Origin of the sequence: Microlunatus phosphovorus NM-1, from assembly GCF_000270245.1 — a bacterium.
GTDB lineage: Bacteria > Actinomycetota > Actinomycetes > Propionibacteriales > Propionibacteriaceae > Microlunatus > Microlunatus phosphovorus.
Genome location: NC_015635.1, coordinates 4,800,766 through 4,825,933, shown reverse-complemented (window position 1 = coordinate 4,825,933; position 25,168 = coordinate 4,800,766). Strand labels below are relative to the sequence as shown.

Sequence of the window (25,168 nt, the reverse complement as noted above, 5' to 3'; positions counted from 1 at the left end):
CTCAGCCATCCACGTCGCCGGCCCGAGCCAGCCCGGTCCGATCCGCACGCGCCTGCTCGTGCTCCTCCACGAACAGGGTCTCCGGCTCCAACGTGTGGGTGGTGGCCGGGATCGCGTACCGAACACCGAGCCAGCAGATCCAGATGAACGGCAGGATGCCGCCGACCAGGAACAGCACGTCGCCGGGCAGTCGCAGCCATTCGAGTACGGCGTTGCCGGGTTGCGAGATGTAGCCCAGGGTCCGAGCCTCGTAGTAGCCCTCGTTGACCGAGTGCCACAGCTGCAGCACGCCGAGTGGCAGCAAGGTGGCGAACACCATCCAGGCCAGACCGATGTTGAGCGACCAGAACGACAGCTTGGCCAGCCGGTCCGGCCAGCGCTCCGGCGGGATGAGATAGCGCAGCGCGAACAGCGCCAGGCCGACCGCGAGCATCCCGTACACGCCCATCATCGCGCCGTGCGCATGGTTGGCGGTCAGCGCGGTGCCGATCTGGTAGTACGACACGATCGGCAGGTTGATCAAGAAGCCGAAGATGCCGGCCCCGACGAAGTTCCAGAAGCCCACGGCGACCAGGAACATCACCGCCCATCGGTGTGGGAACGGGGCGCTGCTGCGGGAGTCCTGGCGCGAGCCGAGCTGCAGGAACGTCCACGCCTCGACCGTCAGGAAGGTCAGCGGGATCACCTCCAGCGCGGAGAAGAACGCGCCCAGCGCCATGTGCTCGACCGGGGTGCCGGAGAAGTAGAGGTGGTGCATGGTGCCCAGCACGCCGCCGGCGGAATACAGGATGACGTCCAGGAAGATGATCTGGATCGCGATCTGGCGGCGCACCACGCCGAGCATCACGAAGATGTAGGCGACCATCACCGTGGTGAACAGCTCCAGGAAGTCCTCCACCCACAGGTGCACCACCCAGAAGCGCCAGAACTCGGCGACGGTGATGTGGGTCTCGGTGCCGGCGAGCAGACCGACGGCATAGAACGCCGGGATCGCCAGACCGGAGTAGAAGAACAGCCACGGCATGTTGAATTTGCTCTCGGTCCGCAGCCGGGACCGGATGGCGCGGAAGATGATGATGATCCACAAGAACAGCCCGACCACCAGCAGGAACTGCCAGAACTTCGGCAGGTCGAGGTACTCCCACTGCTGGTCGGCCAGGATCGAGCCCTTCGCCCACGGGACGCCGAAGGTGCTCAGCGCCGTCCCGGTCAAGGTGCCGGCGACCACGATCGCCAGCGCCCCCAGCAGGCCTGTGGCCAGCCAGGACTGCTTCTTGGGCTCGCGGCCGGAGATGATCGGCGCCAGGAAGATGCCGGCGGCCAGGAAGGAGGCCGCGGTCCAGAAGAGCGAGAGCTGGACGTGCCAGGTGCGGGCCAGGTTGAACGGCAGCACCCGCGCCAGGTCGAAGCCGAAGAAGCTGCCCAGGTCCGCCCGATAGTGCTCGATGGCGGCACCGAGGGTGGCCTGGATCAAGAAGAGCACCGAGACCACCAGGAAGAACCAGCCGGTGACCCGCTGGGACGGGGTGATCGCCACCTCGCCCGGCTGCAGGAAGGACAGTGTCGGTGCCTCGTTGCCGTGCCAGCCGATCTTGCGGCTCCACCGTCCATAGAGGGCGAACAGCGCACCCAGCCCGGCGAGCAGTGCCACCAGCGACATCGCCGACCAGACCAGGATGTCGGCGCTCGGCGTGTTGCCGACTCGGCTCTCCGAGGGCCAGTTGTTGGTGTAGGAGTAGCTGTGACCAGGGCGTTCGGCCGCCGCTGCCCAGGCGGTCCAGGCGAAGAACGCCGTGATGTCATGGATCTCGGCCGGGTCCGTCATCATCTGCGGGATCAAGCCGTATTTGGTGGAGTCCTCGCCGAACACCGTGGCGTAGTGCCTGGTCAGCTTGTCGAAGGCCGCGGCCTGCTCCGGGGTGAAGACCAGGACGCCGCTCGGCTCGTCGAAGCGGTTGGTCCGCAGCATGGTCCTGACCTCGGCCGCGGCATCGTTTGCGCCTTGGTTGCGGAGCTGCTCGGTGATGTCCTCGCTGGACAGTCGCAGATACTCCGCCGTGTAGTCGGGCCCGAGGTAGCCACCATGGCCCAACACCGACCCGTACTCCTGCAGGCCACGGCGCAGGAAGATCGCCTGCCCGTTGGTGACCTCCTCGCCGGTGAAGACGGTGGTGCCGTCCTCGGTGACCACCTTCGCCGGGAGCGGCATCCCGTCGGTGTAGGTCCGGTAGGCGAGGATGCCCATCACCAGGAAGCCGAACACCAGGACCAGGGCGACACCTTGCACCCAGGCCTTGGAGATCACGATGCTGGCGCGCTCTGCCATGTCGCCCCTTCCAGTCGCGGAGAGTCCAGTTGGGCACATCACGACGACGCGTGCCGGGCTATCGACCGTGTTTATTCGGTGTTCACTCGGTGGCGGGGGTGTCCTTGGCCCTGTCCGGCCGGTCGGTCGTGTCCTCCCGGTAGAGGTGGGCGATGCAGGTGGCAGGCCCGACGAAGGGCCGGAGCTCGCGCAGCCGTAGCGGCCCGGGTGCCTGCGCCAAGGTGTCGCGCAGTAGCTGGGCGTGGACGGCGCAGGCGAGCTGGGGATCCTCCTCGAGGATGCGATAGAAGGGGCAAGGCACGAGGTCGACCTCGAGGCGCTCCTGGTCCACGACCGGCTCCAGTCCGGAGTCGTCCAGGTGCAGATAGAGCGTGTCGAGCTGATGCAAGGCGGCCTCGCCGAGCTCGGCGCTGGTGGTGTCGGGCGGCAGAATCCGGCGCAGCGTGTCGCCCCGCTCCCGGGCTCGTTCGACCCGTTCCTGGGCCGCGCTGCTGGTGGCGGGATCGACGACCGGCCGGTACGTGGTCGGTGGCCGGCCCCGCCCGCCAGTGTGGGTCGCTTCGGCTGTGACGAGTCCTTCGTCGGCGAGCGCTTGGAGGTGCTCGCGTACGGTGTTGACGTGCAGCCCGGTGTGCTCCGCGAGCACCTTGACCGTGCAGCCGGGTGCGGCCTGGATCCGACGCAGCAGGCGGATCCGACTCGGGTCCGCCAATCCGCGGAAGTCTGTCCGTCGCCTCGGCATCTCGTCATGCTGCCTTGTGGGCCGCTGACCTCGGCAGGGCCGAATCGATGAATCCGCCGGGACCTTCGCCCCTCCCCGACCCGGACACGGTCATCATTGGCCCGTTGGCGCCAGGCGTGCTGGATCTCGTACGTTCGTGGCCCGGGGGCGCGAGCCGTTCGGAAGTTCCGTCTGGCCTGCGGTCGTTTGTGGCCCGGGGGCGCGAGCCGTTCGGAGGTTCCGTCTGGCCTGCGGTCGTTTGTGGCCCGCGGGCGCGAGCCGTTCGGAGGTTCCGTCTGGCCTGCGGTCGTTTGTGGCCCGCGGGCGCGAGCCGTACGGAGGTTCCGCCTGGCCTGCGGTCGTTTGTGGCCCGCGGGCGCGAAGCGTGCGTGATTCCTGCGTGACCGGTGCGTCTGTGTGGCCCCCGGGCCAAGGACGTGCGTGTTCCACGCTCGACCTGAGGTCATCTTGGGCGGGCGAACGTATCCGGAGTGCGCCCAGCCTCGGCGCGCATGTCGCCCGCGTGCGGCCGAGGTCCACATCGCGCGCCCGGCCTCGTGCGCATCGCGGACGTTCCTTTGCCGGGCACCGTGACGGGTCTCGGGTCAGCGGTTGTCGGAGCGGACCTGATTGACATAGTGGCCCAATGGCAGCGACAGTACGCCGGCTCGATCCAGATGACTGGCGAATGCTGCGGTCCGTCCGGCTGGAAGCGCTGAGGGAATCGCCCAAGTCCTTCGGCGGAAGCCACGCCGAGGAAGTCAGCCAGGATGAGTCGTACTGGAGAGGGCTGTTCTCGCCGTCAACTGCCCTGTTCCAGGCACAGATCGAAGGTGACTCGGTCGGCCTTGCGGTAGGGATCGCGGCCCGCCCGGACGACGTTGATCCCGAAGCCGCCCACCTCGGCTCCATGTGGGTCGCTCCCGCGTCTCGAGGGTCAAGGGCCGCCGATCTGCTGGTCACCGCCGTCGTTGGCTGGGCCCGTGAGACGGGGCACCCTCGGGTGGTGCTCTGGGTCTTCGACGACACTCCTCGCGCAGCGGCGTTCTATCGTCGGGCAGGCTTCAAAGAGACCAGCCGAACGAGAACGGACGACACTCGTTCACGAACGATGCGGCTCCTGTCAATGACCGTTTGACGTTTCGCGCCATGCCCTGTCGCGAGAAGTAGCTTCTGGTTCGGAAAGCGGCCGATTTCGGAACCGCAAGGTACTTCTCGATGAGTTGGCTTGGCTCCACGTCAGGTGTGGACAACGGACCAAAGGTTCGCCGGGGACGGCGCCGGCGGAACCAGCCGACGAGGTCAGTCGACGACGAGGGTGAGACTGCCGAACGGGGGAATGGGGATCTCGTGCAGACCGCTGCCCAGGAGTCCGATCTCCGTGACGACCGCGGCCGACGCGGCTCGGATGACGATGCTGCTGACCTGGAGGCCGTCAGCCACGCGTACCACGACGGAATCGGCCGAGGTCGCGTTCAGAACGGTCACCTCGCCCGCGTCATCGAGCCCGACCACGGCAGGCACGTACCGGCCGACCACCCGGCGACCGAGATCGGGTCGGGATGCCTCGACGAGGTCATAGCAACGCTCGGTTCCCTGCACAGACAAGGATCCGTCCAAGGTCACCGGGGCCAACTGCTGCCACAAGTCCAGCAGCCCGGCCAACGCCTCGGTCTGTTCGGTCGACAGCTCGGCCAGCTTCATCGAGATCTGCGGCACCGAGAACCAGCAGCCGTACAGCTGCTGCGCCACCGCCTCCGCCCCGCCTGTCGGACCCCACATGAGCATGTCGCCATGCACCACCTGGCCCACGGCGAGCAATCGGGAATCCACGGTTCGGCGGCGATTGACCACGGCGTCGCCGGGACAGTCGGCCGCCCGCAGGATCTGCCCGTACGCGGCGATGGCCGGACTGACATACGGCTGCCGGAACTCGACGGCCAGGTCGCTGCGGCCGACGGCGGCCAGTTCGGCCCGGATCAGCGCCAGCAAGGCCTGCATCGCCTGACCGACATCGTCCAGATCGCCGGTCGATGGCGTGCCCCGATAAACCATCGCATCGTCCAGGAAATCGATCTTGAGACCGGCCAGGTCGTAGTCGACGACCAGCCGTACGCAGGTCGCAGCCAGATGTTCGCGGACCTGCCGATGGCGCGGGTCGAGCACGTAGCAGCGTAGGTGGTCGACCCACTGCGGCGCGCACTCCTGCAGCGAGCTGAACACCGCCGAGTCCGGCCCGAGCAGAAGCGGCGCGATCCACAGCACGACACCGGCGCCGTGCTCCTGGACGGTGGCCGAGAAGCCTGCCAGGTCAGGGAACTTGTCGGTGTCCGGCACCCAGTCGCCGCAGCCGCTGTAGCCGCGACCGAAGGCGAGCCGCTGCCAACCGTCGTCGACGAACACCGAGCCAAGACCCAGCCGCGTGCCGAGTGCGATCTCGGCTTCGACGCCGGCCTGGTCGAGGTCCTGGGTGAAGGTGTACCAGGTGGAGTAGACCGGTCGGCGTGCCACGGCGGGCACCGGTAGCGCGGGTGTCTCGAGCCCTTCGGTCAGCCACGCCGCGAGGGTGCCGATCGCCTCGGCCACCGGGGCTCGGCTTGTGCTGGTCATCAGCCGTAGCCGGCGTTCGGCCGGCAGGGCGCGCGCCCGCAGTTCCAACGCGAAAGTCTTGTGCTCCTCGGAGACGCCGTACCTGATCTCCAACTCGTCGACCAGTTCGTCGAGCGCCCAGCTGAACAGACTCTCACCGGCCGCGTCGTACAGGCAGCCGACCGGCGCTCCGCAAACCAGGCTGGTGGAGGTCCTGGCCGCCCAGTCCGGCGGCAGGGTCCGATACTCACCGGCCTCGGGATGCCAATAGCCGATAGCGGCACCCAGCTCCACCTCGACCCGCAGCTCCAGCGCGGCACCGGCCTCGACGAGGAGCTCGAACGGCCACAGTTCGTTGGCGGCGGCCTCCGTGCCTGGTCGGAGTGTGGTTCCGGCGCCGACCCGGACGAGTCGGAAACCTCCCGATGACGCGGAGTGGGCAGGTGTTGTTGTCATCGCGGACCTTCCGGTGCGGTAAGAGCGATCAGGTGTTTGAGGGCTTCGCGGCGGCTCAGCGGGCTGAGTGAATGCTCGTCGGCATAGACCAGGACCCAATCCGAGTCGATCCGGGCATATTCGCGCAACGCCCAGCCGATCGCCTTGCGGATGAAGAAGTCCGGGTCCGCAAGGTTCGGCTCGATCACGCTCGCGAGCAGGTCGCGGTCCAGCCGGTCGCGTCGGCCGAGCTGGGACAAGATCGCGATCCGGCGGATCCACAGATCGTCGTCCCGGCACCAGCTGAGCACCAGCGCTGCGGTCAGCTCGGGATGCCGGTCGTGCAGCTCCGCCAGTCGATGCGCCAGCTCGTCGGTGATGTCCCACCATTGGCCGGTCCGCACCATGTGCTCGATCAGCCCCAGATTCGCCAGATCGCCCCGGACCGGCGGCAGACCCAGCAGGGCCATGGCTGCGTACCACTCCTCGCGGAACTCCGCGGTCTCCCACAGTCGCTGTGCCGCGTCCCTGATGGACGCCGGGTTCTTCAGCGGTCTTCCGGCGGCTCGGGCTATGCGCCTGACCTCCGGTACGCGAACCCCGAGAAAGGGCATGGCCGACTTCATATAGGCCTGCTGGCCGGGTGCGCGAGCGGGATCGGCGGCCGCTCGAAGCTCGCGACGGATCTCACCCTCGACGTCCACCGCACGATCCTGGCACGGGACCCCGACCAAGATCACTATCCTGCCCGGGTGACTTCTGCTCGATCGGATTCCACCGCTCCCGTCCGGCTGCTGCTGGTGGGCATGGGCAACATCGCCGGTGCCTGGCTGCGAGCGATCAAGACACTTCCCGGGGTCCAGCTGGCCGCGGTCGCCGAGCCGCGTACGGAGGTCGCGACAGCCAAGCTGGCCGAGTTCGGCCTGACCGCACCGATCGAGCCCGACCTGACCACCGCCATCGGCCGACACGATATCGACGTGGTCGCCAATCTGACCCCACCGGCGGTACACGGGGCGGTGATCACGGAGGCCCTCCTGACCGGCTGCGATGTCTTCTCGGAGAAGCCGCTCTCCACCTCACTGACGGAGGCGTACGCGCTCGCCGACTTGGCCGCCGAGACCGGCCGTGCGATCTCGGTGATGCAGAACCGCCGGTACGCGCTGGCGATCCGCGCGCTGCGGGCCCGGGTCGCCGCCGGCCAGTTGGGCCGGCTCTCGGCGTTGAGCGCCGACCACTGGATGTCGCCGCACCACGACGCGCCGTACCTCAATCTGCTGCCGCATCCGCTCCTGGAGGACATGAGCCTGCACACCTTCGACCAGGCCCGGTTCCTGACCGGAGCAGAGGCGGTCCGGGTGCTCACCCACGAGTACAACCCGTACGGCTCCTGGTATCACGCCGGCGGCGCAGCGACCGCGCTGTTCGAGATGTCCGACGGCTCACTGTTCAGCTATCGGGGCAACTGGGCGACCCCGGGCTTCGCGACCAGCTACGACGCCGCCTGGCGGCTGAGCGGAGAGCAGGGTACGGCGATCTGGGACAGCTGGAGCGAGCACGTCCGGACCCAGACCTTGTACCAGATCGGCCATGGCGACGACCACGATCAAGATGCGACCGACTGGTCGGTCGAGTCCGAGCCGGGTCAACTGCGCGGCCACACCGCTGGGCTGGCCGCGATGCTCGATGCCTGGCGGCAGGGCCGACCGGCCGAGACCTCCATCGCCGACAATCTCGGCACCTTGAGCATGCAGGCAGCCGCGATCGCCAGCGCTGAGCGGGGCGGTTGGGTCGACGTCGCCGAGGTCGTCGACGCGGCGCGCTCTGCCGACTTCAGGAGCGCTGCGTCGTCTGCAAGAGGCCACGTCCAGCGCGGATAGCGGTGCAAAGGTCGGGCTCAGGGATTGGTGCGCAGTTCCAAGCTGAGCTGGTCGGCGTCCAACTGGGTGAGAGTGTCCTCCAGCACCGACGACGGATAGGTGCCCAGATCGCGGATCCGCAGCAGTTCCTCGCGCTGCAGTTCGATCAGGGCCAGCCGTAGTTGGCCGCGCTCGCTGTGCAGATTCGTGCCTTCGGCGGTGTGCTGATCGTCGGCAGCGGCCAGCGAACTGATGATCTTGAGGGCCCAGTCCACCGCCAGCGGCGAGAAGGCCGTGCCGTCCGGTTTGGTGAGCGAGTTGTCGGAGAGCCGTTCGGCGGCCACGTCGCTCAGCTCACGCCGCAACTCGTGCAGCTTTTCCTGATGCTCGTCGGGCTCGGTCCGGGCCAGCCCGAGGAGTCGGACCAGCCACCCCAGCGTGCCGCCCTGGACCAGCAGCGTGCCGGCGGCGACGAAGAAGGCGATCAGGATCAGCGAGGCCCGTTGCGGGGTGTCGGCGGGCAGCGACTGGGCGGCGGCCAGCGTGACCGCACCCCGCATCCCCGCCCAGACCAGCACGATGCCTTCCCGCCAGCCGAACGCCTGTGCGGACAGGTAGTCCAGGTCGGCGATCTGGCGGGTCAGATACGTCGACAGCTGTGCCGATCGCGCACTCACCCTGGCCTCGTGTTCGGCCTTGTCGGTGCCGGGGCGACGGGTTGGTGGTGATAGATCGCCGGCATCCAACCGATCTTTGATCGCGGCGATGCGTGCCCGGGTTTTCGGGTTGCGACGCCCGCGGCGGGCCAGCAGCCACAGCGATGGTGCGACGAAGGCGGCACGCAGCACGATCACCATGACCGTCCCAAGGGCGGCCAGCCAGAGCGCGGTCTGGATGCTGCCGTGTTCCTCGTGGACCTCGAGCACCAGCCCGTACAGCTCCAGGCCCATCAACAAGAAGATGGCGCTCTCCAGCAGCATCTCCAGGGTCTGCCAGACCGCCTCGGTGGTGAGCCGGTCCTGGGGCCGCAGCCGGCTCGGCGAGCCGTGCCCGGTCACCAGACCGGCCACGACGGCGGCGACCAGACCGGAGGCGTTGAGGTGCTCGGCGGGAATGTAGGCGACGAACGGCACCACCAAGGAGATGGCGACACTGCTGGTGGTGTGCGGGATACGCGCACGGACAGCCAGGTTGAGCTTGCCGATCACCAGTCCGATGCCCACCGCGACGACGACCGCCCAGAGGAAGTCACCGGCGATCTCGCGGGCCGACAGCAGCGCAGTGGCGGCGGTCGCCGAGCGTAGCAATACCAGGGCCGAGGCGTCGTTCAGCAGGCTCTCGCCCTCGAGCACGGTGGTCAGGCGGGACGAGACGCCGGCGCGTTTGACGATGCTGGTGGCGACCGCGTCGGTGGGGCTGAGGATCGCGCCGAGGGCGATCCCGGTGGCGAGGTCGATCCCGGGAACGAGTCGGCTCATCACGTACCCGATCACCACCGCCGAGGCGATCACCAGCAACACCGAGTACGCCGAGATGGTGCGCAGGTCGCGCCGGAAGTCCATCGTCGGCATGTTGACCGCGGCCGAATAGAGCAGCGGCGGCAGCACGCCGCCGAGGATCCACTCCGGCTCGATCTCCACCGGGGCGACCATGGGCAGGAAGCTGATCCCGATGCCGAGCAGCACCAGCAGCAAGGGAGCGGCGATCCTGATCTTGGGTGCGATCACATTGACCGCGACGATCGCCACGATTCCGATCAGCGCGACCTCGAGCAGATCCATGGTCACTCAGATCCAGCTGCGGAACCACATTCGCGCTTGCCACTGCGCGTACGTGATGGGTTGGCCGGACAGGATCGGATAGAGCCAGGCGAAGTTGGCGGCGACCAGGGCGACGAAGGCGCCGGCCAGGACCCCGCCGAGCAGTCGTCGATCACCTGCTCGGGCGTCGCCGATCACCTTCCCCAGACACAACGCGACCGCCATCACGGTGAACGGGATCAGGGCGATCGCGTAGAAGTAGAAGACCGGCCGGCTGTCGTAGGAGAACCAGGGCAGCCACACGCTCAGCACTCCGACCACGGGGATGCCGAAGCGCCAGTCGCGCGCGCCGACCCACAGGATCACAGCAGCGATCAGGGCAATGACGCCTGCCCACCACAGCACCGGCGTACCGATCGCGAGCACGGCGCCGACGCATTTGTCGCCGGTCGTGCAGCCGTCGGTGCCGGCCGGCAGGTCGCCCTGGTAGTACATCGACAGAGGCCGCACGACCAGCAGCCAGCCGATCGGCTTGGCGTCGTAGCTGTGGGTGGCGTGGTTGATGTAGTCGCCGGTGTGGAAGCCCCAGATGTCCTTGTGGTACTGGATGAGCGAGGCCAAGCCGTCGCCCAGGAACCGGCTGGTCCAGGCGTCGGGATGCTTGCTGCCCCAGTCCCGGTCGTAGCCGCCGGTGCTGGCCAGCCAGCTGAACCAGGTGCTGAGGTACACCACTGCGGAGAGCAGCACCAGCGAGACGAACGCGGGAATGCCGTCGCGGAGGATCGCCGTGTACGAGCGGACACCGGCGCCGGCCAGGCGGCGGGCGCCGACATCCCAGGCCAGGCTGAGCAGGGCGAAGGCGGCGAGGACATACAGGGCACTCCACTTGCTGCCCAGGGCAAGGCCGAAGCAGAGCCCGGCGGCGATCCGCCAGGGTCGCAGGATCAGCGCCGGACCGAACCGGCCGCCCAGGTCCAACAGGCCGTTGCGTTCGAGGTGGTCGGCGAGCCGGTTGCGGAACCAGTCGCGATCGGCGGCCAGGCAGGCGACCGCGGCCAGCGCGAAGAACGCGAGGAAGATGTCGAGTAGGGCGACTCGCGACATCACGAAAGCCAGGCCGTCGAAGGCCAGCAGCAGCCCGGCGATGCCGCCGATCAGCGTCGAGCGGGAGACTCGCCGGACCAGCCGGGTGAGGACCAGCACGAGCAGGGTGCCGACGATCAGCGGGCCGATCCGCCAGCCGACCGAGGTCATGCCGAAGAAGTGCTCGCCGAACGCGATCAGCCACTTGCCGAGCTGCGGGTGGACGATGAACGCGGCGGAGTCCTTCATCACGTCCAGGTTGCCGGCGATGATCTTGGCATTGGCATCGTCGGGCCAGGACCGTTCATAGCCGAAGCGCAGCAGTGAATAGGCGTCCTTGGCGTAGTAGGTCTCGTCGAAGATCAGCGAGTTCGGCCGGCCGAGGTGGACCGCGCGCAGCACGAAAGCGATGGCGGTGACGGCGATCGTCACCAGCCAGCCGGTCAGCCGGTCGGCCATCGGTGGCACCCGAAGCCGCTCGATGGTCGTCTTCTCGGGCGGCGGAGGCGGTGCCGTCAGCCCCACCTGGGACGCGACGTCCTCGGGCGGGGCGAGCACACTCACGGGGAAGAGTGTATGTAGGGGAGTTATGAGTGGAGTACTGCTGCTGGCGGGTACGCCGATCGGTGACGCGGCTGATGCCAGCCCGGCCCTGATCCGGGCGCTGACCGGGGCCGATGTGATCGCGGCCGAGGACACCCGTCGGCTGCGGATGCTGCTGACCAGACTCGGGATCGAGACGTCGGCGCGGATCGTCTCCTACTTCGACGGCAACGAGGTGGCCCGGACCCCCGAGTTGGTGGCCGCCCTGGTCGACGGCGCCACGGTGGTGGTCGCCACCGATGCCGGGATGCCGTCGGTCTCCGATCCCGGCTATCGGATCACGGTGGCGGCGATCGGGGCCGGAGTGCGGGTGAGCGTGGTTCCGGGGCCCTCGGCTGTGCTGGCTGCACTGGCGGTGTCCGGGCTGCCGGTCGACCGGTTCTGCTTCGAGGGTTTCCTGCCGCGCAAGGCGGGGGAGCGGTCTCGCCGGCTGGCCGACCTGGTCCGGGAGCCGCGGACGATGGTGTTCTTCGAGGCACCGCATCGGACGGCGGAGATGTTGAGTGCCGCCGCCGAGGTGCTCGGTGCGGACCGGCCGGGGGTGGTCTGTCGGGAACTGACCAAGACCTATGAGGAGGTCGTCCGTGGTGGGTTGGGGGAGCTTGCGGCTTGGGCCGCCGGTGGTGTGCGTGGTGAGGTGACGATCGTGATCGCCGGCGCGCCGGGCTCCACCGAAGACGACCTGGCCAGGGCAGTGCAGCAGGTCCAGGCGCTGGTCGCCGACGGCGCTCGGCTCAAACAGGCCGTCGCCGACGTCGCGGCGGCCACCGGAGTGCGCAAGAACCGGTTGTACGACGCAGCGTTGAGCGCGAGAGATCTGCCAGAGTGAACCCGTGAACCTGCCGCCGCTGCCTGAGCCACTCCCGCACCCGGTGATCGACTCGCACTGTCATCTCGACTCCGCGTTCGAGGTCAGTGGGCTGGATCCTGCGGAGGCGATCGAGCAGGCGGCGCAGGTCGGGGTGACCCGGATTGTGCAGATCGGCTGCGATCTGGCCGGCGCCCGGTTCGCGGTGGAGGCGGCGGAGCGGTGGGACAGCGTGATCGCCGGCGTCGCGATCCACCCCAACGACGCAGCCCGGATGCGGCCCGACGAACTGCCGCTGGCCTTGGCCGAGATCGAGCAGATGGCCCGTCGCCCTCGGGTCCGGGCGATCGGTGAAACCGGGCTGGACCACTATCGGACCAGGGACGAGGCCGGACACCAGACCCAGCGCGATGCCTTCGCCTGGCACATCGCCCTTGCCCAGGCGACCGGCAAGACGCTGGTCATCCACGACCGCGACGCGCATGCCGACGTGCTCGACGTGCTGGATGCCGAGGGCGTGCCGGAACGGGTGGTGATGCACTGCTTCTCGGGCGATGCCGACTTCGCCCGGGCCTGCCTGGACCGTGGCGCCTGGCTGTCCTATGCCGGTCCGATCACCTTCAAGCCCAACGAGCAGTTGCGTGCGGCGCTGCGGATCACCCCGCTGGATCGGATCCTCACCGAGACCGATGCTCCCTACCTGACTCCGGTGCCGTATCGGGGTCGCGCCAACGCCTCCTATCTGATCCCGCACACGGCCCGGTTCATGGCCGAGGTGCTGGATCGCGATCTCGTCGAGGTCTGCGGGGCGCTGGAGCAGAACGCGTACGCCGCCTTCGGCGGACCTTGGGGCTGAAGTCGCGGTGGAGTCGGGCAGCGATGGAACTGGCTGAGATACGTCGGAAGCGCCGAATGGTGCGGCGCTACGACCCGGCAGCCCCGGTGCCGGAGGATGCGCTGGAGCGGATCCTCGACGCCGGTCTGCGAGTGCCGTCGGCGGGCTTCACCCAAGGAGTGAGCCTGCTGGTCCTCGACGGGCCGGACAAGCAGCGCTACTGGGAGATCACCACGGACCCGGAGGCACCGCCGGATCGTTGGCTCGCCGGAATGCAGACCGCGCCGGTGCTGATCGTCGTCTGGACCGATCGCACCGCCTACCTGGACCGCTACGCCGAGCCCGACAAGGGCTGGATCGATCGCGATCCCGTGCGGTGGACTGCCCCCTATTGGTACGTCGATGCGGGGATGAACACTCTGGCGCTGCTCTATGCCGCCGTGGACGAGGGGCTGGGTGCGTGCTTCTTCGGTGTTCCCCCGGACCGGATCGGACCGGTCCGAGCCGCCTTCGGCGTACCGGAACATCACGAGTTGATCGGGGTGGTCAGTGTCGGCCGTCCGGCAGAGGTTGCCGCCAGGTCACGACGCGGCCGCAGGTCGGCCGAAGAGCTCGTCCACCGAGGGTTGTGGGGGCACGCCGGATAACAACACGAGGGTCATTTCGTGACGATTTGGGCGCGTGTCGCCAGACCGTTATGATTCCGTGATCGTGGGCCCTTGAGGTCCCGTCCCATCACTGACATCAAACCGCCCGGTGCTGTCCACTCCGGGCCAGGAGTTCACGTGCGGAAGATCATCCCCGTTGCCGCGGTCGGAGCGACGGCCCTCGCCGTCGCCGGTACGACGTTCGCCTATGCGGCGCTGAACAACGACGTCACGCTGGCAGTCGACGGTCAGGCGCAAGAGGTCTCCACCATGAGCCGTACGGTCGGTGATGTCCTCGCCGGTCAGAACATCACGGTGGGCGAGCACGATGTCGTTGCACCGAGCCTGGACGCTCCGGTCGTCGACGGCACCAAGATCGCCGTGCAGTACGGACGCCAGGTCACCGTCACTGTGGACGGCGCGAAACAGACCTTCTGGACCACCGCGACCAGCGTCGACCAGGCCCTGCAGAGCCTGCAGTTCGACTCCGCCGGTGCCGATCTGTCCACCAGCCGCAGCGCCGGGATCGGCCGCGAGGGGCTCGACTTCACCGTGAACACCGTCAAGGCGATCACCGTTGATGCCGGTGGCAAGGAGCGGAAGGTCAAGACCACCGCGCTGACGGTGGGCGACGCCTTGAACGACGCCGGGATTGCGGTGGACGCCAATGACAAGGTGAGCGCCAAGGAAGCCGCCAAGGTCGCCGACGGGATGTCGCTCACGGTGGTCAAGGTGGACATCAGAACCGTGACCAAGACCAAGAAGGTTGCGTACCGCACCGTCAACAAGAACACCGATTCCCTCGCCAAGGGCAAGACCAAGGTCCAGACCGCGGGCAAGACGGGCGAGCGGGTGGTCGTGCTGACCGAGGTCCGGCACGACGGCAAGGTCGTGAAGCGGACCGAGAAGTCCTCCAAGATCACCAAGAAGGCGGTCGACCGGGTGCTGCTGGTCGGCACGAAGGAAGACTCCATGGCCGCCCCGTCGGTCGCCGGGAACTCCGTCTGGGATCGGCTGGCGCAGTGCGAGTCCGGTGGCAACTGGTCGATCAACACCGGCAACGGCTTCTACGGTGGTCTGCAGTTCACCGCCTCCACGTGGCGGGCGATGGGCGGCACCGGGTTGCCGCACCAGCACAGCCGGGAGACCCAGATCGCGGTTGCCAAGAAGCTGCAGGCGCGGGCCGGCTGGGGTCAGTGGCCGGCCTGCACCTCCAAGCTCGGCCTGCGCTGACCTCGCGGTTCTGCACTGACCGGGCGGGTTCTGCACTGACTGGTCGGGTTCGGCACTGACTGGGCGGGTTCTGCACTGACTGGGCGGGTTCTGCACTGACTGGACCGGATACTGGTCCGGTGGAATCCCGCCCCGGTCTGCTCTCGGCGAGCGCTGTACGTCGGCTCGCAACCCGACTCGACCTGCGACCGACCAAGCAACGCGGTCAGAACTTCGTCACCGACGCCAACACGGTACGCCGGATCGTCGCGCTGGCCGGGGTGCAGCCGGACGACGTGGTGCTCGAGATCGGGCCCGGACTGGGCTCGTTGACCCTGGGGCTGCTGGAAGCTGCCGAGCGAGTGGTGGCCGTGGAGATCGATCCGCTGTTGGCGGGCGCGCTGCCCGACACCGTTGCCGAGCGGCTGCCGGCTCGGTCGGCCGCGCTGTCGGTGGTCGAGGCGGATGCACTCCGGGTTGCTGAATTGCCGTACGAGCCCACCCGGGTGGTGGCCAATCTGCCGTACAACGTGTCGGTGCCGGTGCTGTTGCACTTGCTCGCCACTTTCGAGAGTTGGCAGCACGGCCTGGTGATGGTGCAGGCCGAGGTGGCTGACCGGCTGGCCGCCGGGCCAGGGTCGAAGACGTACGGCATCCCCTCGGTGAAGATGGCCTGGTACGCCGCCACGGCGCGGGTCGGGACGGTGCCGCCGAGTGTCTTCTGGCCGGTGCCCAACGTCGACTCGGGACTGGTCTCGATCACCCGGCGCCCCCCACCGGAGACGACAGCGACCCGGGAGCAGGTCTTCGCGGTGATCGACGCGGCGTTCGCGCAGCGCCGCAAGATGCTGCGTTCCGCGCTGGCGGGGCTGGCTGGTTCGTCCGCGGCTGCCTCGGCTGCGCTCGAGGCGGCCGGCGTCGATCCCCAGGCCCGCGGCGAGGTCTTGGACGTGACCGCGTACGCGCGGATCGCCGAGCAGCTCACGGTGGCTGCCGGCTGAGATTCGGAGCATCCCCGGCAGCGCGGTGTGAGGCCCGGCTGAGCCGCGGGCTAGCCTTCGGTTGATGTCTGCCCCGATCACGCCCGTGCCCGCTGGCGTCCGCGTCCGCGTGCCGGCCAAGATCAACCTGGCGTTGTGCGTGGGGCCGCCGCGACCCGACGGCTTCCATCCACTGGCGACCGTCTATCAGGCGGTGTCGCTGTTCGACGAGATCCAGGCGGTCTGGGACGAGCCCGGCGTATTCACCGTCTCGGTGAGCGGCGAGGGCGCCAGTCAGGTGCCGTGCGACGAACGCAACCTGGCGCTGCGGGCGGCCCGGCTGCTCGCCGCGAAGCACGGCGACGGCCAACCGCTCGGAGTGGCGCTGTCGATCCAGAAGTCGATCCCCGTCGCCGGTGGGCTGGCCGGCGGATCATCCAACGGTGCGGCGGCCCTGTTGGCCTGCGCCGACCTGTGGGCGCTGGACGTGTCGCTGGAGCAGATGCTGGCCCTGGCCGCAGAACTGGGCAGCGACGTGCCGTTCGCATTGCTCGGTGGTACGGCGCTCGGTGGCGGCCGGGGCGAACAGGTGGTCCCCGCACTCGCGCGCGGGTCCTATCACTGGGTGCTCGGTTTCGGCTGGACCGGATTGTCGACGCCAGCGGTCTATCGCACCTATGACGAGCTGCGGCCCGATGCGACCAAGCCCCAGGTGCCGGCCGAGCTGATGGCCGCCTTGCGGGCCGGTGATGCCGGCCGGCTGGCCAAGGCGCTGGTCAACGACCTGCAGGAGCCGGCCTTCCACCTGCAGCCGCAGCTTCGCCGTACTCTGGAGACGGGGCTGGACTACGGCGCGTTGGGTGGGATCGTCTCCGGCTCCGGCCCGACCTGCGCCTTCCTCGTCGCCTCGGAGGCGGCCGCCATCGACCTGTGTGTGGCGCTCACCGCCGATGGTGTGGTGCGCACCGCCCGGCCAGTCGTCGGACCCGTGCCGGGGGCACGGCTGCTCGGCTGAGCTGACCGGTACGCCAACCACATTGCTGGCTCAGCCCCCGATGTCGGGGACAAGCCAGCAACTTGTGTGCCGATGGTGGGTTCAGGAGTCGAAGTCGGTGCCGTACCGGGCCAAGAGCTCGCGGAGCGCGACGGTGATGGCCTGCCGGTGCTGCGGAGCCAACTCGGCCAGGATCTGCTGCTCCGCCGTCATCAGATCGGCGAAGGCCTGATCGACCGCCTCACGACCGGACTCGGTCAACGCGACCACGACGGCCCGCCGATCCCCGGGATGGGGGTCGCGGGTGACCAGGCCACGGGCGCTGAGCCGGTCGATCCGGTTGGTCATGGTGCCCGAGGTGACCATGGTCTCCTTGAGCAGCTGACCGGGGGACAGGTGGTGGCTCGGGCCGGCTCGGCGCAGCGCGGCGAGCACGTCGAACTCCCAGGACTCCAGGCCCGAGGCCGCGAAGGCTGTGCCGCGTACCTTGTCCAGGTGCCGGGCCAGCCGGGTCACCCGCGAGAGCACCTGCATCGGGGAGACATCGAGGTCAGGGCGTTCCCGCCGCCAGGCCTCGACCAACCGATCGACCTCGTCGCGCAGCTGTCCCGATGACTCAGGAGACTCGGACGGCGCAGCGGGCACGCATCGCAGTGTAGAAGGCTCGAACCTGCGGGTTCGGAACGGTCAGCGCGCGGTGCGGGCGTTCTCCAGGTCCGCGTCGGTCTTGGGGAGCGTGCTGGCCAGGAACACGACGCCGACGCACAGCAGGGCGGGCACCACCATGGCGTGCTGGATGCCGACGTGATTCACCAGGAAGCCGATGATGGCGGGCCCGGCGAGGAAGGTCGCGTACCCGAAGGTCACCACCACGGCGAGCACTCGGCCGCCGCCCAGGTGACCGGCCACCGCATAGACCTGCGGGGCGATCATGCCGACCCCGAATCCCACCAGTGCCCAACCGACGACGAGCAGCGGCAGCGAACTGACCAGGGCGACCATCGCATACCCGACGGCCGCGCAGGCGCCGCCGTACCGGACCACGGTGCGCCGACCGAAGCGGGCCACCAGGCCGTCGCCGAACAGCCGGATGATCACCATGAAGCCGCTGACCGCGATCAGGCCGAGGGCGCCGACCGTGGGGTCGACCTGGGCGACATCGGTGACGTGCAGGGACGACCAGTCGACCGCCGTACCCTCCGACAGCCCGAACGCCATCGACATCAGACAGAGCACCCAGGCCATCGCCGGGATCTTCGTCCGGGCGCCGCCGTCCGTGGAGTGGCTGACGACCGCAGCCTCCGGTGCGATGCGGACCAGCAGGACGAGCACGGCCACCGCGATGGCGGCGAGGGTGACCATCACCGGCAACACGATGCCTGAGCCGGTGATGCCCAGCGCCTTGGCCATCACGAGCACCACACCGGCACCGACGAAGTTGCCGATCGAGAAGAAGGCGTGGAACCGGCTCATGATCGGCCGGCGGCGGGCGGCTTCGACCTGCACGCCCAGGGCGTTCATGGCGATGTCCATGGCGCCGTTGCCGAGCCCGAACAACAGCCCGGCGACGATCGCGATCGGGTACGTGGGCGCGAAGGCCAGCACGACGGCAGCGGCGATCAGCAGCGGCAGGCCGGCGAAGACGATGCGACGTGCCCCGATCTTGTCGGCCAGCCGGCCGCCGATCTGCATGGTGGTGATGCCGGCCAGTCCGCCGCTGAAGAGCATGATCGCGATCTGAGTGGCATCGAGATCCAGCCGGTCCCGAACCGACGGGAGACTGCCGCCGTAGCCGCCCAGGAGCATGCCGTTGACGGCGAACATGAGGAGTACGGCGTTGACGGCCGTGCGGCTGGACAGCGGGGTGGCGGCGCGAACGGGCCGAGTAGGCAGGGTGGGGGCCTGAGGCACGGGAAGTGTAGTCCTGATTCGATGTTTCTGTAACGTTCTAGAGGGAACTCTAGATCACTGCCTCGGCATCGCGCAAACCCTCCGGAATCGCGGTTGTCTGTGGCCCCGTGGCGGCAGACGTCTGCCCCGTGCGCGTGGTGGGTGATCGTTCTTGGCCCGGTGGCGCCAGGCGTACGAATTTGCCACCGGACCTGGGGTCGTCTGTGACCCGGCGGCGCCTGGCGCGGCGCAGCTCAGGGATCGGTGACCAGCCGCGGCTTGGTGTCGAGGTGGGCCAGGCCGTTCCAGGCCAGGTTGACCAGGTGGGCGGCGACCTCGGACTTCTTCGGCTTGCGGGCGTTCAGCCACCACTGGCCGGTCAGAGCGATCATCCCGACCAGCATCTGGGCATACATCGGGGCGGTCTTGGCCTCCAGCCCGTGTCGCTTGAACTCCGTGACCAGCAAGCCTTCGACCTGAGAGGCGATGTCGCTCAGCAGACTGGCGAAGGACCCCGAGGAGCTCGCGACCGAGGAGTCGCGGACCAGGATCCGGAATCCGTCGGTGTGCGTTTCCACATAGTCCAGCAGCGCCAGCGCGGCCTGCTCGACGAGTTCCCGGGAGCGTCCGCCGGTGGCCAGTGCATCCTCGATCGAGGTCAGCAGATAGCTGACCTCGCGGTCGACGACGACCGCGTACAGGCCCTCCTTGCCGCCGAAGTGTTCGTACACGACCGGTTTGCTGACCTGCGCGGCGGCCGCGATCTCCTCCACCGAGGTGCCTTCGAATCCCTTCTCGGCGAACAACGGCCGAGCGATCTCGATCAGCTGCTCACGGCGCTCGGTGCCGCGCATCCGGACCCGCCCGGGCCGGCGCGCCCGCGTGGGTTCCCGCTGGGCAGGGGCGACGCCGCGGTCACGAGAGCTGGTGGCCATGGGCACAGTCTTGCTGATCGTGTTTCGCGAGCTGGTCGATGGCGGTCCGCAGGCTTGTGGCGGCAGGCCGATCGGTGGCTGAGGATGCAGCCTGGCGCTGAGATGCGTACGCTGGTCCCCGCCGTGGGGCTCCCTGCTTGTAAGGCAGGTGCTCTACCCAGCCGATCCCCGGTTGGTCTGCCGGCAGGGCCCGCCTGACTTTGAATCAGGATTAGCGACGTAGGTTCGACTCCTACCCGGGGAGCAAGGTGTGGGGATATCCCCACCATCGATTCGCCAGGTAGCCTGATCGTGCGTCGGCGCGGTTTCCGGGACCGTGGAGACATGAGCCAATCACCGTCGTACGAACCGAATCCCTACAGTGCTTATCCGATTCCATCCAGTGGGCACCCTGTTCTCTACAGCGAGCACGCCACCCCGGACTTCTTGTACGAGCCGACGCCGGAAGCCGACCGCGATCATGGAACCGAGCCGCAGAACGACGGGACCTCGGTGATGGTGCGCAAAGCAGGCCGGAACCTCGCCGTCATCTGCGGTCTCTTCTTCGTCTCTCTTGCGGCCTTCATCGTCGGGGTGACGCTGTTCAGCCTTGGCGTGAGCCTGGTCGTCGTGGTCGTCGGGCTGTTCATCCTGGTCGGCTGTCTGGTGGCGGCCGGCGCGACTGCCCGAGCGACCAAGGGCCTGCTGGCGTACGCCGGGGTCGAGTTGCCTGCCACGGCCTATCCGTCGGCGGGCGGGAGTTGGCGGATGCTCGGTCGACTGCGCGATCCGCAGTCGTGGCGTGACCTGATCTACACCGTGGTCGGCTTCGTGCTGAGTACGTTCACCTTCTCGGTCGCGGTGAGCTGGGTGTTCGGTGGTCTGGGCGGCCTCACCTACTGGTTCTGGAGTCGCTATCTGCCGGACGACAACCAGGGCCTGCCCTATCTTCTCGGGTTTCCCGGACGTTTCGCCGATGTGTTCTTCAACACCGTGCTGGGATTGATCCTGGTCATGTCCGCTCCGGCAGTGTTGCAGGGCCTGGTGCGGCTGCACGAAGTCGTGGCACGTGCTCTGCTGGTGGACGAGAGCTCCGCGCTGCGGGCCCGGGTGAGCCAGTTGACCACCAGCCGCAGCGCCGCAGGTGAGGCGGAGACACAGACCCTTCGCCGGCTGGAGCGCGATCTGCATGATGGGCCGCAGCAGCGACTGGTACGGCTGGGGATGGACATCTCCAGTGCCCAGCGGCGGATGGGCACCGATCCCGAGCAGGCCCGGCGACTGCTGGACGAGGCGTACCAGCAGACGCAGGAGGCATTGAGCGAGATCCGTCAGCTGTCCCGTGGCATCGCGCCGCCGATCCTGGCCGAGCAGGGACTGGCCGCCGCGATCACCGCCTTGGCCGCCCGCAACACGGTGCCGACTAGTGTTGATGTCGGCGACGTACGGCTGTCCGACGTGGCTCAGAACGCGGCGTACTTCGTCGTCGCCGAGGCGCTGGCGAACATGGAGAAGCACAGCGGCGCGACCCGATGCAGCGTGGAGATCCACCCGCTCGGCGGGGTCGTGGTCGTCGTGGTCACCGACAACGGCGTGGGCGGTGCCTCATTGTCTCGTGGGCACGGGCTGGCGGGTCTGGCCGATCGCCTGGCTGGGGTCGACGGCACCTTGACCGTGACCTCACCGGCCGGTGGGCCGACCCAGATCACCGCCACCATTCCGGCCGCGCTCGGCTGATCGCCGCCTCACGAATTTCTGGTTTCTGGTCACCGTGACACGTGGACAGGACGCCGGAAATCGGGCGGGCAGGGGTGGCACTGGTTGAATCGGGCACCATGCGGGTGCTGGTGGCCGACGACTCGGTGTTGCTGCGAGAGGGACTGCTGCGGTTGCTGGATGAGGCCGGCCATATCGTGGTCGCGGCCGTCGGGGATGCTCCGTCGCTGGTGTTGGCTGCTGCCGAGTATCGGCCGGAGGCGGCGGTCGTGGACATCCGGATGCCGCCCACGATGACCGATGACGGGCTGCGCGCTGCGATCGAGGCCCGGCGGGCCGACCCGGACCTGGCGGTGCTGCTGCTCTCGGCGTATGTGGAGAAGTCGTACGCCGAGGCGCTGCTCGCCGATGGCCGGGGTGGAGTGGGCTACCTGCTGAAGGACCGGGTCGCCTCGCTTGAGGTGCTGACCGATGCGCTCACCACGATCCGGGGCGGCGGCACCGTGCTCGATCCCGATGTCGTCGCTCAGCTGCTGGTCCAGCGTCGGGCCGATCCGTTGGACCGGCTCACTCCGCGGGAGCGTGAGGTGCTGGCCCTAATGGCCGAGGGACGCAGCAATGCCGCCATCGCGGACCGGCTGGTCGTCTCCCCAGGAGCGGTGGAGAAGCACATCGGCAACATCTTCGCCAAGATCGACCTGCCCGATGCCGGTGGCGACAATCGTCGGGTGCTCGCCGTTCTCGCCTGGCTTGAGCGTCGCTGAGCCTGCTGATCTGACTGACCCTGGTTCGTCCGGCTCTTCTGCGCCGGATTTCTGGTCTCTGGTCCACGTCACAGGGGGACCAGGGACCAAAACCGCGATCGAGGGGCCGGCGGATTGGTGCACCGGCCACGCCGGTAGCTGAACAGCCGGTAACGTGTGCCAGCGGAGAGGTTCGCACCCGCACCGAGGAGCGCTGTTGTCTGGTCTGACCACCGATCTGCCAGAGTCTGCTGATTCACCCGACCCCACAGCTGCATCCGACCCAGCTGCCCAAGACCCAGCCACCCAGTTCGATTCACCGTCTGGTCCCACGCCACCGGTGGTCATCGTGCTCGCGGCCGGCGGGGGCACCCGGATGAAGTCCAGCAGATCCAAGCTGCTGCACGAGGTCGCCGGCCATTCGCTGCTCGGCTATTCCGTGTCGGCGGCGACCGAGATCGGCCCCGAAGAGGTCGTCGTGGTGGTCGGTCATCAGCGCGACCAGGTGCAGGCTCATCTCGCCGAGATCGCGCCACACGTCCGTACGGCCGTGCAGGAGGAGCAACTCGGCACCGGACACGCGGTGGAGTGTGGGCTTGCGGCGCTCGCCGACCTGGCCCAGCTGCCGCCGGAGATCGTGGTCACCTACGGCGACGTGCCGATGTTGACCAGCGAGACCCTGCTCGATCTGCTCTTCGAGCACCGCACTCAACGGGCCTCGGTCACCGTGCTCACGGCCACCATCGCCGACCCGACCGGCTACGGCCGGATCGTCCGCGACACCGACGGCCATGTCGCCCGGATCGTCGAGCACCGCGACGCCGACGACGAGACCCGCGCCATCACCGAGATCAACTCCGGCATCTACGTCTTCGACTCCGCAACGCTGGAGGCCGGTCTCGGCCAGCTCGACACCGACAACGATCAGGGCGAGCTCTATCTGACCGACGTGCTGGCGTACGCACGCTCGATCGGCGGAGCGGTCGCGGCGCACCGGATCGCCGACCACTGGCAGACCGAGGGGATCAACGACCGCGTCCAGCTGTCGGCGATGAACGCCGAGATGAACCGGCGCATCCTGCTCGACTGGATGCGCGCCGGCGTCACGATCCTCGACCCGGCGACCACCTGGGTGCACTCCTCGGTCGATCTGGCACCGGATGTCACGCTGCTGCCCGGCACCTCACTGGAGGGCGCCACCTCGGTCGCCGCCGGCGCCACGATCGGCCCTGAGGTGACCCTCAAGGACGTCGAGGTGGGCGAGGGTGCGACCGTCGTCCGGGCTCACGCCGAGCTGAGCGTCATCGGACCAGGCGCCGACGTCGGTCCGTACGCGCGGCTGCGGCCGGGCACCCGACTCGGCGCCAAGGGCAAGATCGGCACCTTCGTGGAGACCAAGAACGCCCAGATCGCCGAGGCGGCGAAGGTGCCCCATCAGACATATGTGGGCGATGCCGAGATCGGCCGGGGGGCGAACATCGGCGCCGGTGTGATCTTCGCCAACTATGACGGGGTGAACAAGTCGACCACAGTCGTCGGTGACTACAGTTTCGTCGGCAGCAACTCCGTCCTGGCCGCTCCGGTGGTGGTGGGCGACGGCGCGTACGTTGCCGCGGGGTCGACCATCACCGGCGATGTCGGCTCTGGTGATCTTGGTGTGGCACGAGGCCGGCAGCGCAACATCCGCGGTTGGGTGCTGCGCAAGCGAGCCGGTACGAAGGTCGCCGCCGCGGCGCAGGAAGCGCTCGACAGCGCAGCAGGAACGTCGGACGAGACTCCGGCGGCAAGGGAAGCGAAGGAATCGAACGGTCGATGACGACCGCAGCGAATCGATCGGCGACGGAGCAAGCAGCGATGGCGGAGTCACACGTGAGCGGTGTCAAGAAACCCAACGACAAGCACCTGATGCTCTTCTCGGGCCGGGCCTACCCCGAGTTGGCGGACGAGGTGGCCACCTTGATGGGGGTCGACCTGGTGCCGACCCGGGCCTTGAACTACGCCAACTCCGAGACCTATGTCAGGTTCGAGGAGTCCGTTCGCGGTTCCGACGCCTTCGTGATCCAGAGCCACGCCGCTCCGGTCAACGAGTGGGTGATGGAACAGCTGATCATGGTCGACGCCTTGAAGCGGGCCTCGGCCAAGCGGATCACCGTCGTCGCGCCGTTCTACCCGTATGCCCGGCAGGACAAGAAGCATCGCGGCCGCGAACCGATCTCCGCCCGGCTGATCGCCGACCTGTTCAAGACTGCCGGCGCCAACCGGCTGATGTCGGTCGACCTGCACGCCGCTCAGATCCAGGGCTTCTTCAACGGGCCCGTAGACCACCTGTGGGCACTGCCAACGCTGGCTGACTACATCACGGCTAAGTACGACACCTCGACGATGACGGTGGTCTCGCCGGATGCCGGCCGGGTCCGGGTGGCCGACATGTGGAGCGACCGGCTGCACAGCGCGCTGGCCATCATTCACAAGCGCCGGGACCCGGACGTGGCCAACAAGGTGGCCGTGCACGAGGTGGTCGGCGACGTCGAGGGCAAGGTGTGTCTGCTGGTCGACGACATGATCGACACCGCCGGCACCATCTGCCAGGCCGCCGAGGCGCTGATGTCGCGCGGCGCGGCCAAGGTGATCGGCGCCGCGACCCACCCGGTGCTGTCCGGACCGGCCATCGAACGGCTGCGGAACTCGGCCTTCGAGGAGGTCATCGTGACCAACACGCTGCCGATCCCGCCTGAGCGACGCTTCGACAAGCTGACCGTGCTGTCCATCGCGCCGCTGCTCGCGCGGGCCATTCACGAGGTGTTCGAGGACGGCTCGGTGACCAGTCTGTTCGGCGGCCAGAGCTAGCGTCCTTCGCTGCTCTCCAGATCGCCAGACGTCGAGCGAGTCAGCGGGGACTCGGCGTAGATCGTGCGGAGTCTCACCGCTCCTCGCCGGCCGTTGTCTCGACCCGTCCCGCCAACGCGAGTATGAGCGGCTGCCTGCCCTGATCACCTGACGCCCTCGGCCTGGCATGGCATGGCATGGCACGAGTCTGACTCGACGTCGGCCAG

The 25,168-nt window shown here is 68.3% G+C and carries 21 protein-coding genes and 1 tRNA gene; 13 read left to right on the top strand and 9 right to left on the bottom strand.

The window, feature by feature from the left end:
* Position 1: 1 nt before the first annotated feature.
* Positions 2–2,326: a nitric-oxide reductase large subunit gene (locus MLP_RS21855; RefSeq protein ID WP_013865371.1), complete on the bottom strand. Its 2,325-nt coding sequence runs from the start codon at positions 2,324–2,326 to the stop codon at positions 2–4.
* 82 nt (positions 2,327–2,408) lie between these two features.
* On the bottom strand, positions 2,409–3,068 hold the full coding sequence (locus MLP_RS21850; protein WP_013865370.1) for a helix-turn-helix transcriptional regulator: 660 nt from the start codon (positions 3,066–3,068) through the stop codon (positions 2,409–2,411).
* A gap of 625 nt (positions 3,069–3,693) precedes the next feature.
* Here MLP_RS21850 and MLP_RS29580 point away from each other — a divergent pair.
* Positions 3,694–4,185, top strand: coding sequence for a GNAT family N-acetyltransferase (locus MLP_RS29580; RefSeq protein ID WP_013865367.1), 492 nt, complete (start codon positions 3,694–3,696; stop codon positions 4,183–4,185).
* Positions 4,186–4,349: 164 nt separating this feature from the next.
* Here the strand turns inward: MLP_RS29580 and MLP_RS26770 are convergent, their stop codons facing one another.
* Positions 4,350–6,092 (bottom strand): glycoside hydrolase family 36 protein, encoded by a 1,743-nt coding sequence (locus MLP_RS26770; protein ID WP_013865366.1) that lies wholly within the window; start codon positions 6,090–6,092, stop codon positions 4,350–4,352.
* Positions 6,089–6,775, bottom strand: a complete 687-nt coding sequence (locus MLP_RS21835) for a DNA alkylation repair protein (RefSeq protein ID WP_013865365.1) — start codon at positions 6,773–6,775, stop codon at positions 6,089–6,091. Before MLP_RS21835 ends, MLP_RS26770 begins: the two co-directional genes overlap by 4 nt.
* A 48-nt stretch (positions 6,776–6,823) precedes the next feature.
* On the opposite strand from MLP_RS21835, the gene MLP_RS21830 reads away from it, so the two are divergent.
* Positions 6,824–7,951: a Gfo/Idh/MocA family protein gene (locus MLP_RS21830; protein ID WP_013865364.1), complete on the top strand. Its 1,128-nt coding sequence runs from the start codon at positions 6,824–6,826 to the stop codon at positions 7,949–7,951.
* Positions 7,952–7,968: 17 nt separating this feature from the next.
* Here the strand turns inward: MLP_RS21830 and MLP_RS21825 are convergent, their stop codons facing one another.
* Both MLP_RS21825 and MLP_RS21820 read right to left on the bottom strand, forming a co-directional pair.
* A complete protein-coding gene (locus tag MLP_RS21825) occupies positions 7,969–9,711 on the bottom strand; it encodes a cation:proton antiporter (RefSeq protein ID WP_041793195.1) in 1,743 nt (580 codons plus the stop codon).
* A gap of 6 nt (positions 9,712–9,717) precedes the next feature.
* Positions 9,718–11,232 (bottom strand): dolichyl-phosphate-mannose--protein mannosyltransferase, encoded by a 1,515-nt coding sequence (locus MLP_RS21820; protein WP_041793194.1) that lies wholly within the window; start codon positions 11,230–11,232, stop codon positions 9,718–9,720.
* Positions 11,233–11,362: 130 nt separating this feature from the next.
* Here MLP_RS21820 and rsmI point away from each other — a divergent pair, with 130 nt between their 5' ends.
* From rsmI to MLP_RS21790, 6 genes are all read left to right on the top strand, one after another.
* The gene (gene rsmI, locus MLP_RS21815) at positions 11,363–12,205 is read left to right on the top strand and encodes a 16S rRNA (cytidine(1402)-2'-O)-methyltransferase (RefSeq protein WP_013865361.1); all 843 of its coding nucleotides are present in this window, start codon (positions 11,363–11,365) and stop codon (positions 12,203–12,205) included.
* A gap of 4 nt (positions 12,206–12,209) precedes the next feature.
* Entirely contained in the window at positions 12,210–13,040 is an 831-nt protein-coding gene (locus MLP_RS21810) for a TatD family hydrolase (protein ID WP_013865360.1), read from the top strand.
* Between the two features lie 56 nt (positions 13,041–13,096).
* A complete protein-coding gene (locus MLP_RS21805) occupies positions 13,097–13,666 on the top strand; it encodes a nitroreductase family protein (RefSeq protein ID WP_231851367.1) in 570 nt (189 codons plus the stop codon).
* Between the two features lie 138 nt (positions 13,667–13,804).
* Positions 13,805–14,899, top strand: a complete 1,095-nt coding sequence (locus MLP_RS29285; RefSeq protein WP_013865358.1) for a resuscitation-promoting factor — start codon at positions 13,805–13,807, stop codon at positions 14,897–14,899.
* Positions 14,900–15,018: 119 nt separating this feature from the next.
* Positions 15,019–15,879, top strand: coding sequence for a 16S rRNA (adenine(1518)-N(6)/adenine(1519)-N(6))-dimethyltransferase RsmA (gene rsmA, locus MLP_RS21795; RefSeq protein WP_013865357.1), 861 nt, complete (start codon positions 15,019–15,021; stop codon positions 15,877–15,879).
* Between the two features lie 64 nt (positions 15,880–15,943).
* Positions 15,944–16,873 carry a 4-(cytidine 5'-diphospho)-2-C-methyl-D-erythritol kinase gene (locus tag MLP_RS21790; protein ID WP_013865356.1) on the top strand — a complete coding sequence of 310 codons (930 nt, stop codon included), beginning with the start codon at positions 15,944–15,946 and terminating at the stop codon, positions 16,871–16,873.
* Positions 16,874–16,954: 81 nt separating this feature from the next.
* Here the strand turns inward: MLP_RS21790 and MLP_RS21785 are convergent, their stop codons facing one another.
* From MLP_RS21785 to MLP_RS21775, 3 genes are all read right to left on the bottom strand, one after another.
* The gene (locus MLP_RS21785) at positions 16,955–17,497 is read right to left on the bottom strand and encodes a MarR family winged helix-turn-helix transcriptional regulator (RefSeq protein WP_013865355.1); all 543 of its coding nucleotides are present in this window, start codon (positions 17,495–17,497) and stop codon (positions 16,955–16,957) included.
* A 42-nt stretch (positions 17,498–17,539) separates the two neighbouring features.
* A complete protein-coding gene (locus MLP_RS21780; protein ID WP_013865354.1) occupies positions 17,540–18,763 on the bottom strand; it encodes an MFS transporter in 1,224 nt (407 codons plus the stop codon).
* Between the two features lie 233 nt (positions 18,764–18,996).
* Positions 18,997–19,677: a TetR/AcrR family transcriptional regulator gene (locus MLP_RS21775; protein ID WP_041790439.1), complete on the bottom strand. Its 681-nt coding sequence runs from the start codon at positions 19,675–19,677 to the stop codon at positions 18,997–18,999.
* A 165-nt stretch (positions 19,678–19,842) separates the two neighbouring features.
* Between MLP_RS21775 and MLP_RS21770 the strand changes: the two genes are divergently transcribed.
* The 5 genes from MLP_RS21770 (at position 19,843) to MLP_RS21750 (ending at position 24,962) form a co-directional block, all read left to right on the top strand.
* A tRNA-Gln gene (locus tag MLP_RS21770) sits at positions 19,843–19,921 on the top strand.
* 80 nt (positions 19,922–20,001) lie between these two features.
* A complete protein-coding gene (locus MLP_RS21765) occupies positions 20,002–21,393 on the top strand; it encodes a sensor histidine kinase (RefSeq protein ID WP_013865352.1) in 1,392 nt (463 codons plus the stop codon).
* Between the two features lie 98 nt (positions 21,394–21,491).
* Entirely contained in the window at positions 21,492–22,136 is a 645-nt protein-coding gene (locus MLP_RS21760; RefSeq protein ID WP_013865351.1) for a LuxR C-terminal-related transcriptional regulator, read from the top strand.
* 319 nt (positions 22,137–22,455) lie between these two features.
* Complete coding sequence (gene glmU, locus MLP_RS21755) at positions 22,456–23,931, top strand: bifunctional UDP-N-acetylglucosamine diphosphorylase/glucosamine-1-phosphate N-acetyltransferase GlmU (RefSeq protein ID WP_013865349.1); 1,476 nt, start codon at positions 22,456–22,458, stop codon at positions 23,929–23,931.
* Between the two features lie 53 nt (positions 23,932–23,984).
* The gene (locus tag MLP_RS21750) at positions 23,985–24,962 is read left to right on the top strand and encodes a ribose-phosphate diphosphokinase (RefSeq protein ID WP_013865348.1); all 978 of its coding nucleotides are present in this window, start codon (positions 23,985–23,987) and stop codon (positions 24,960–24,962) included.
* Positions 24,963–25,168: the final 206 nt, after the last annotated feature.

Coding starts and splice junctions, on each gene's coding strand:
- MLP_RS21855 (WP_013865371.1), bottom strand. CDS start 2,326: ATGGCAGAGCGCGCCAGCATCGTGATCTCCAAGGCCTGGGTGCAAGGT.
- MLP_RS21850 (WP_013865370.1), bottom strand. CDS start 3,068: ATGCCGAGGCGACGGACAGACTTCCGCGGATTGGCGGACCCGAGTCGG.
- MLP_RS29580 (WP_013865367.1), top strand. CDS start 3,694: ATGGCAGCGACAGTACGCCGGCTCGATCCAGATGACTGGCGAATGCTG.
- MLP_RS26770 (WP_013865366.1), bottom strand. CDS start 6,092: ATGACAACAACACCTGCCCACTCCGCGTCATCGGGAGGTTTCCGACTC.
- MLP_RS21825 (WP_041793195.1), bottom strand. CDS start 9,711: ATGGATCTGCTCGAGGTCGCGCTGATCGGAATCGTGGCGATCGTCGCG.
- MLP_RS21820 (WP_041793194.1), bottom strand. CDS start 11,232: ATGGCCGACCGGCTGACCGGCTGGCTGGTGACGATCGCCGTCACCGCC.
- rsmI (WP_013865361.1), top strand. CDS start 11,363: ATGAGTGGAGTACTGCTGCTGGCGGGTACGCCGATCGGTGACGCGGCT.
- MLP_RS21805 (WP_231851367.1), top strand. CDS start 13,097: ATGGTGCGGCGCTACGACCCGGCAGCCCCGGTGCCGGAGGATGCGCTG.
- MLP_RS21790 (WP_013865356.1), top strand. CDS start 15,944: ATGTCTGCCCCGATCACGCCCGTGCCCGCTGGCGTCCGCGTCCGCGTG.
- MLP_RS21775 (WP_041790439.1), bottom strand. CDS start 19,677: ATGGCCACCAGCTCTCGTGACCGCGGCGTCGCCCCTGCCCAGCGGGAA.
- MLP_RS21765 (WP_013865352.1), top strand. CDS start 20,002: ATGAGCCAATCACCGTCGTACGAACCGAATCCCTACAGTGCTTATCCG.
- MLP_RS21760 (WP_013865351.1), top strand. CDS start 21,492: ATGCGGGTGCTGGTGGCCGACGACTCGGTGTTGCTGCGAGAGGGACTG.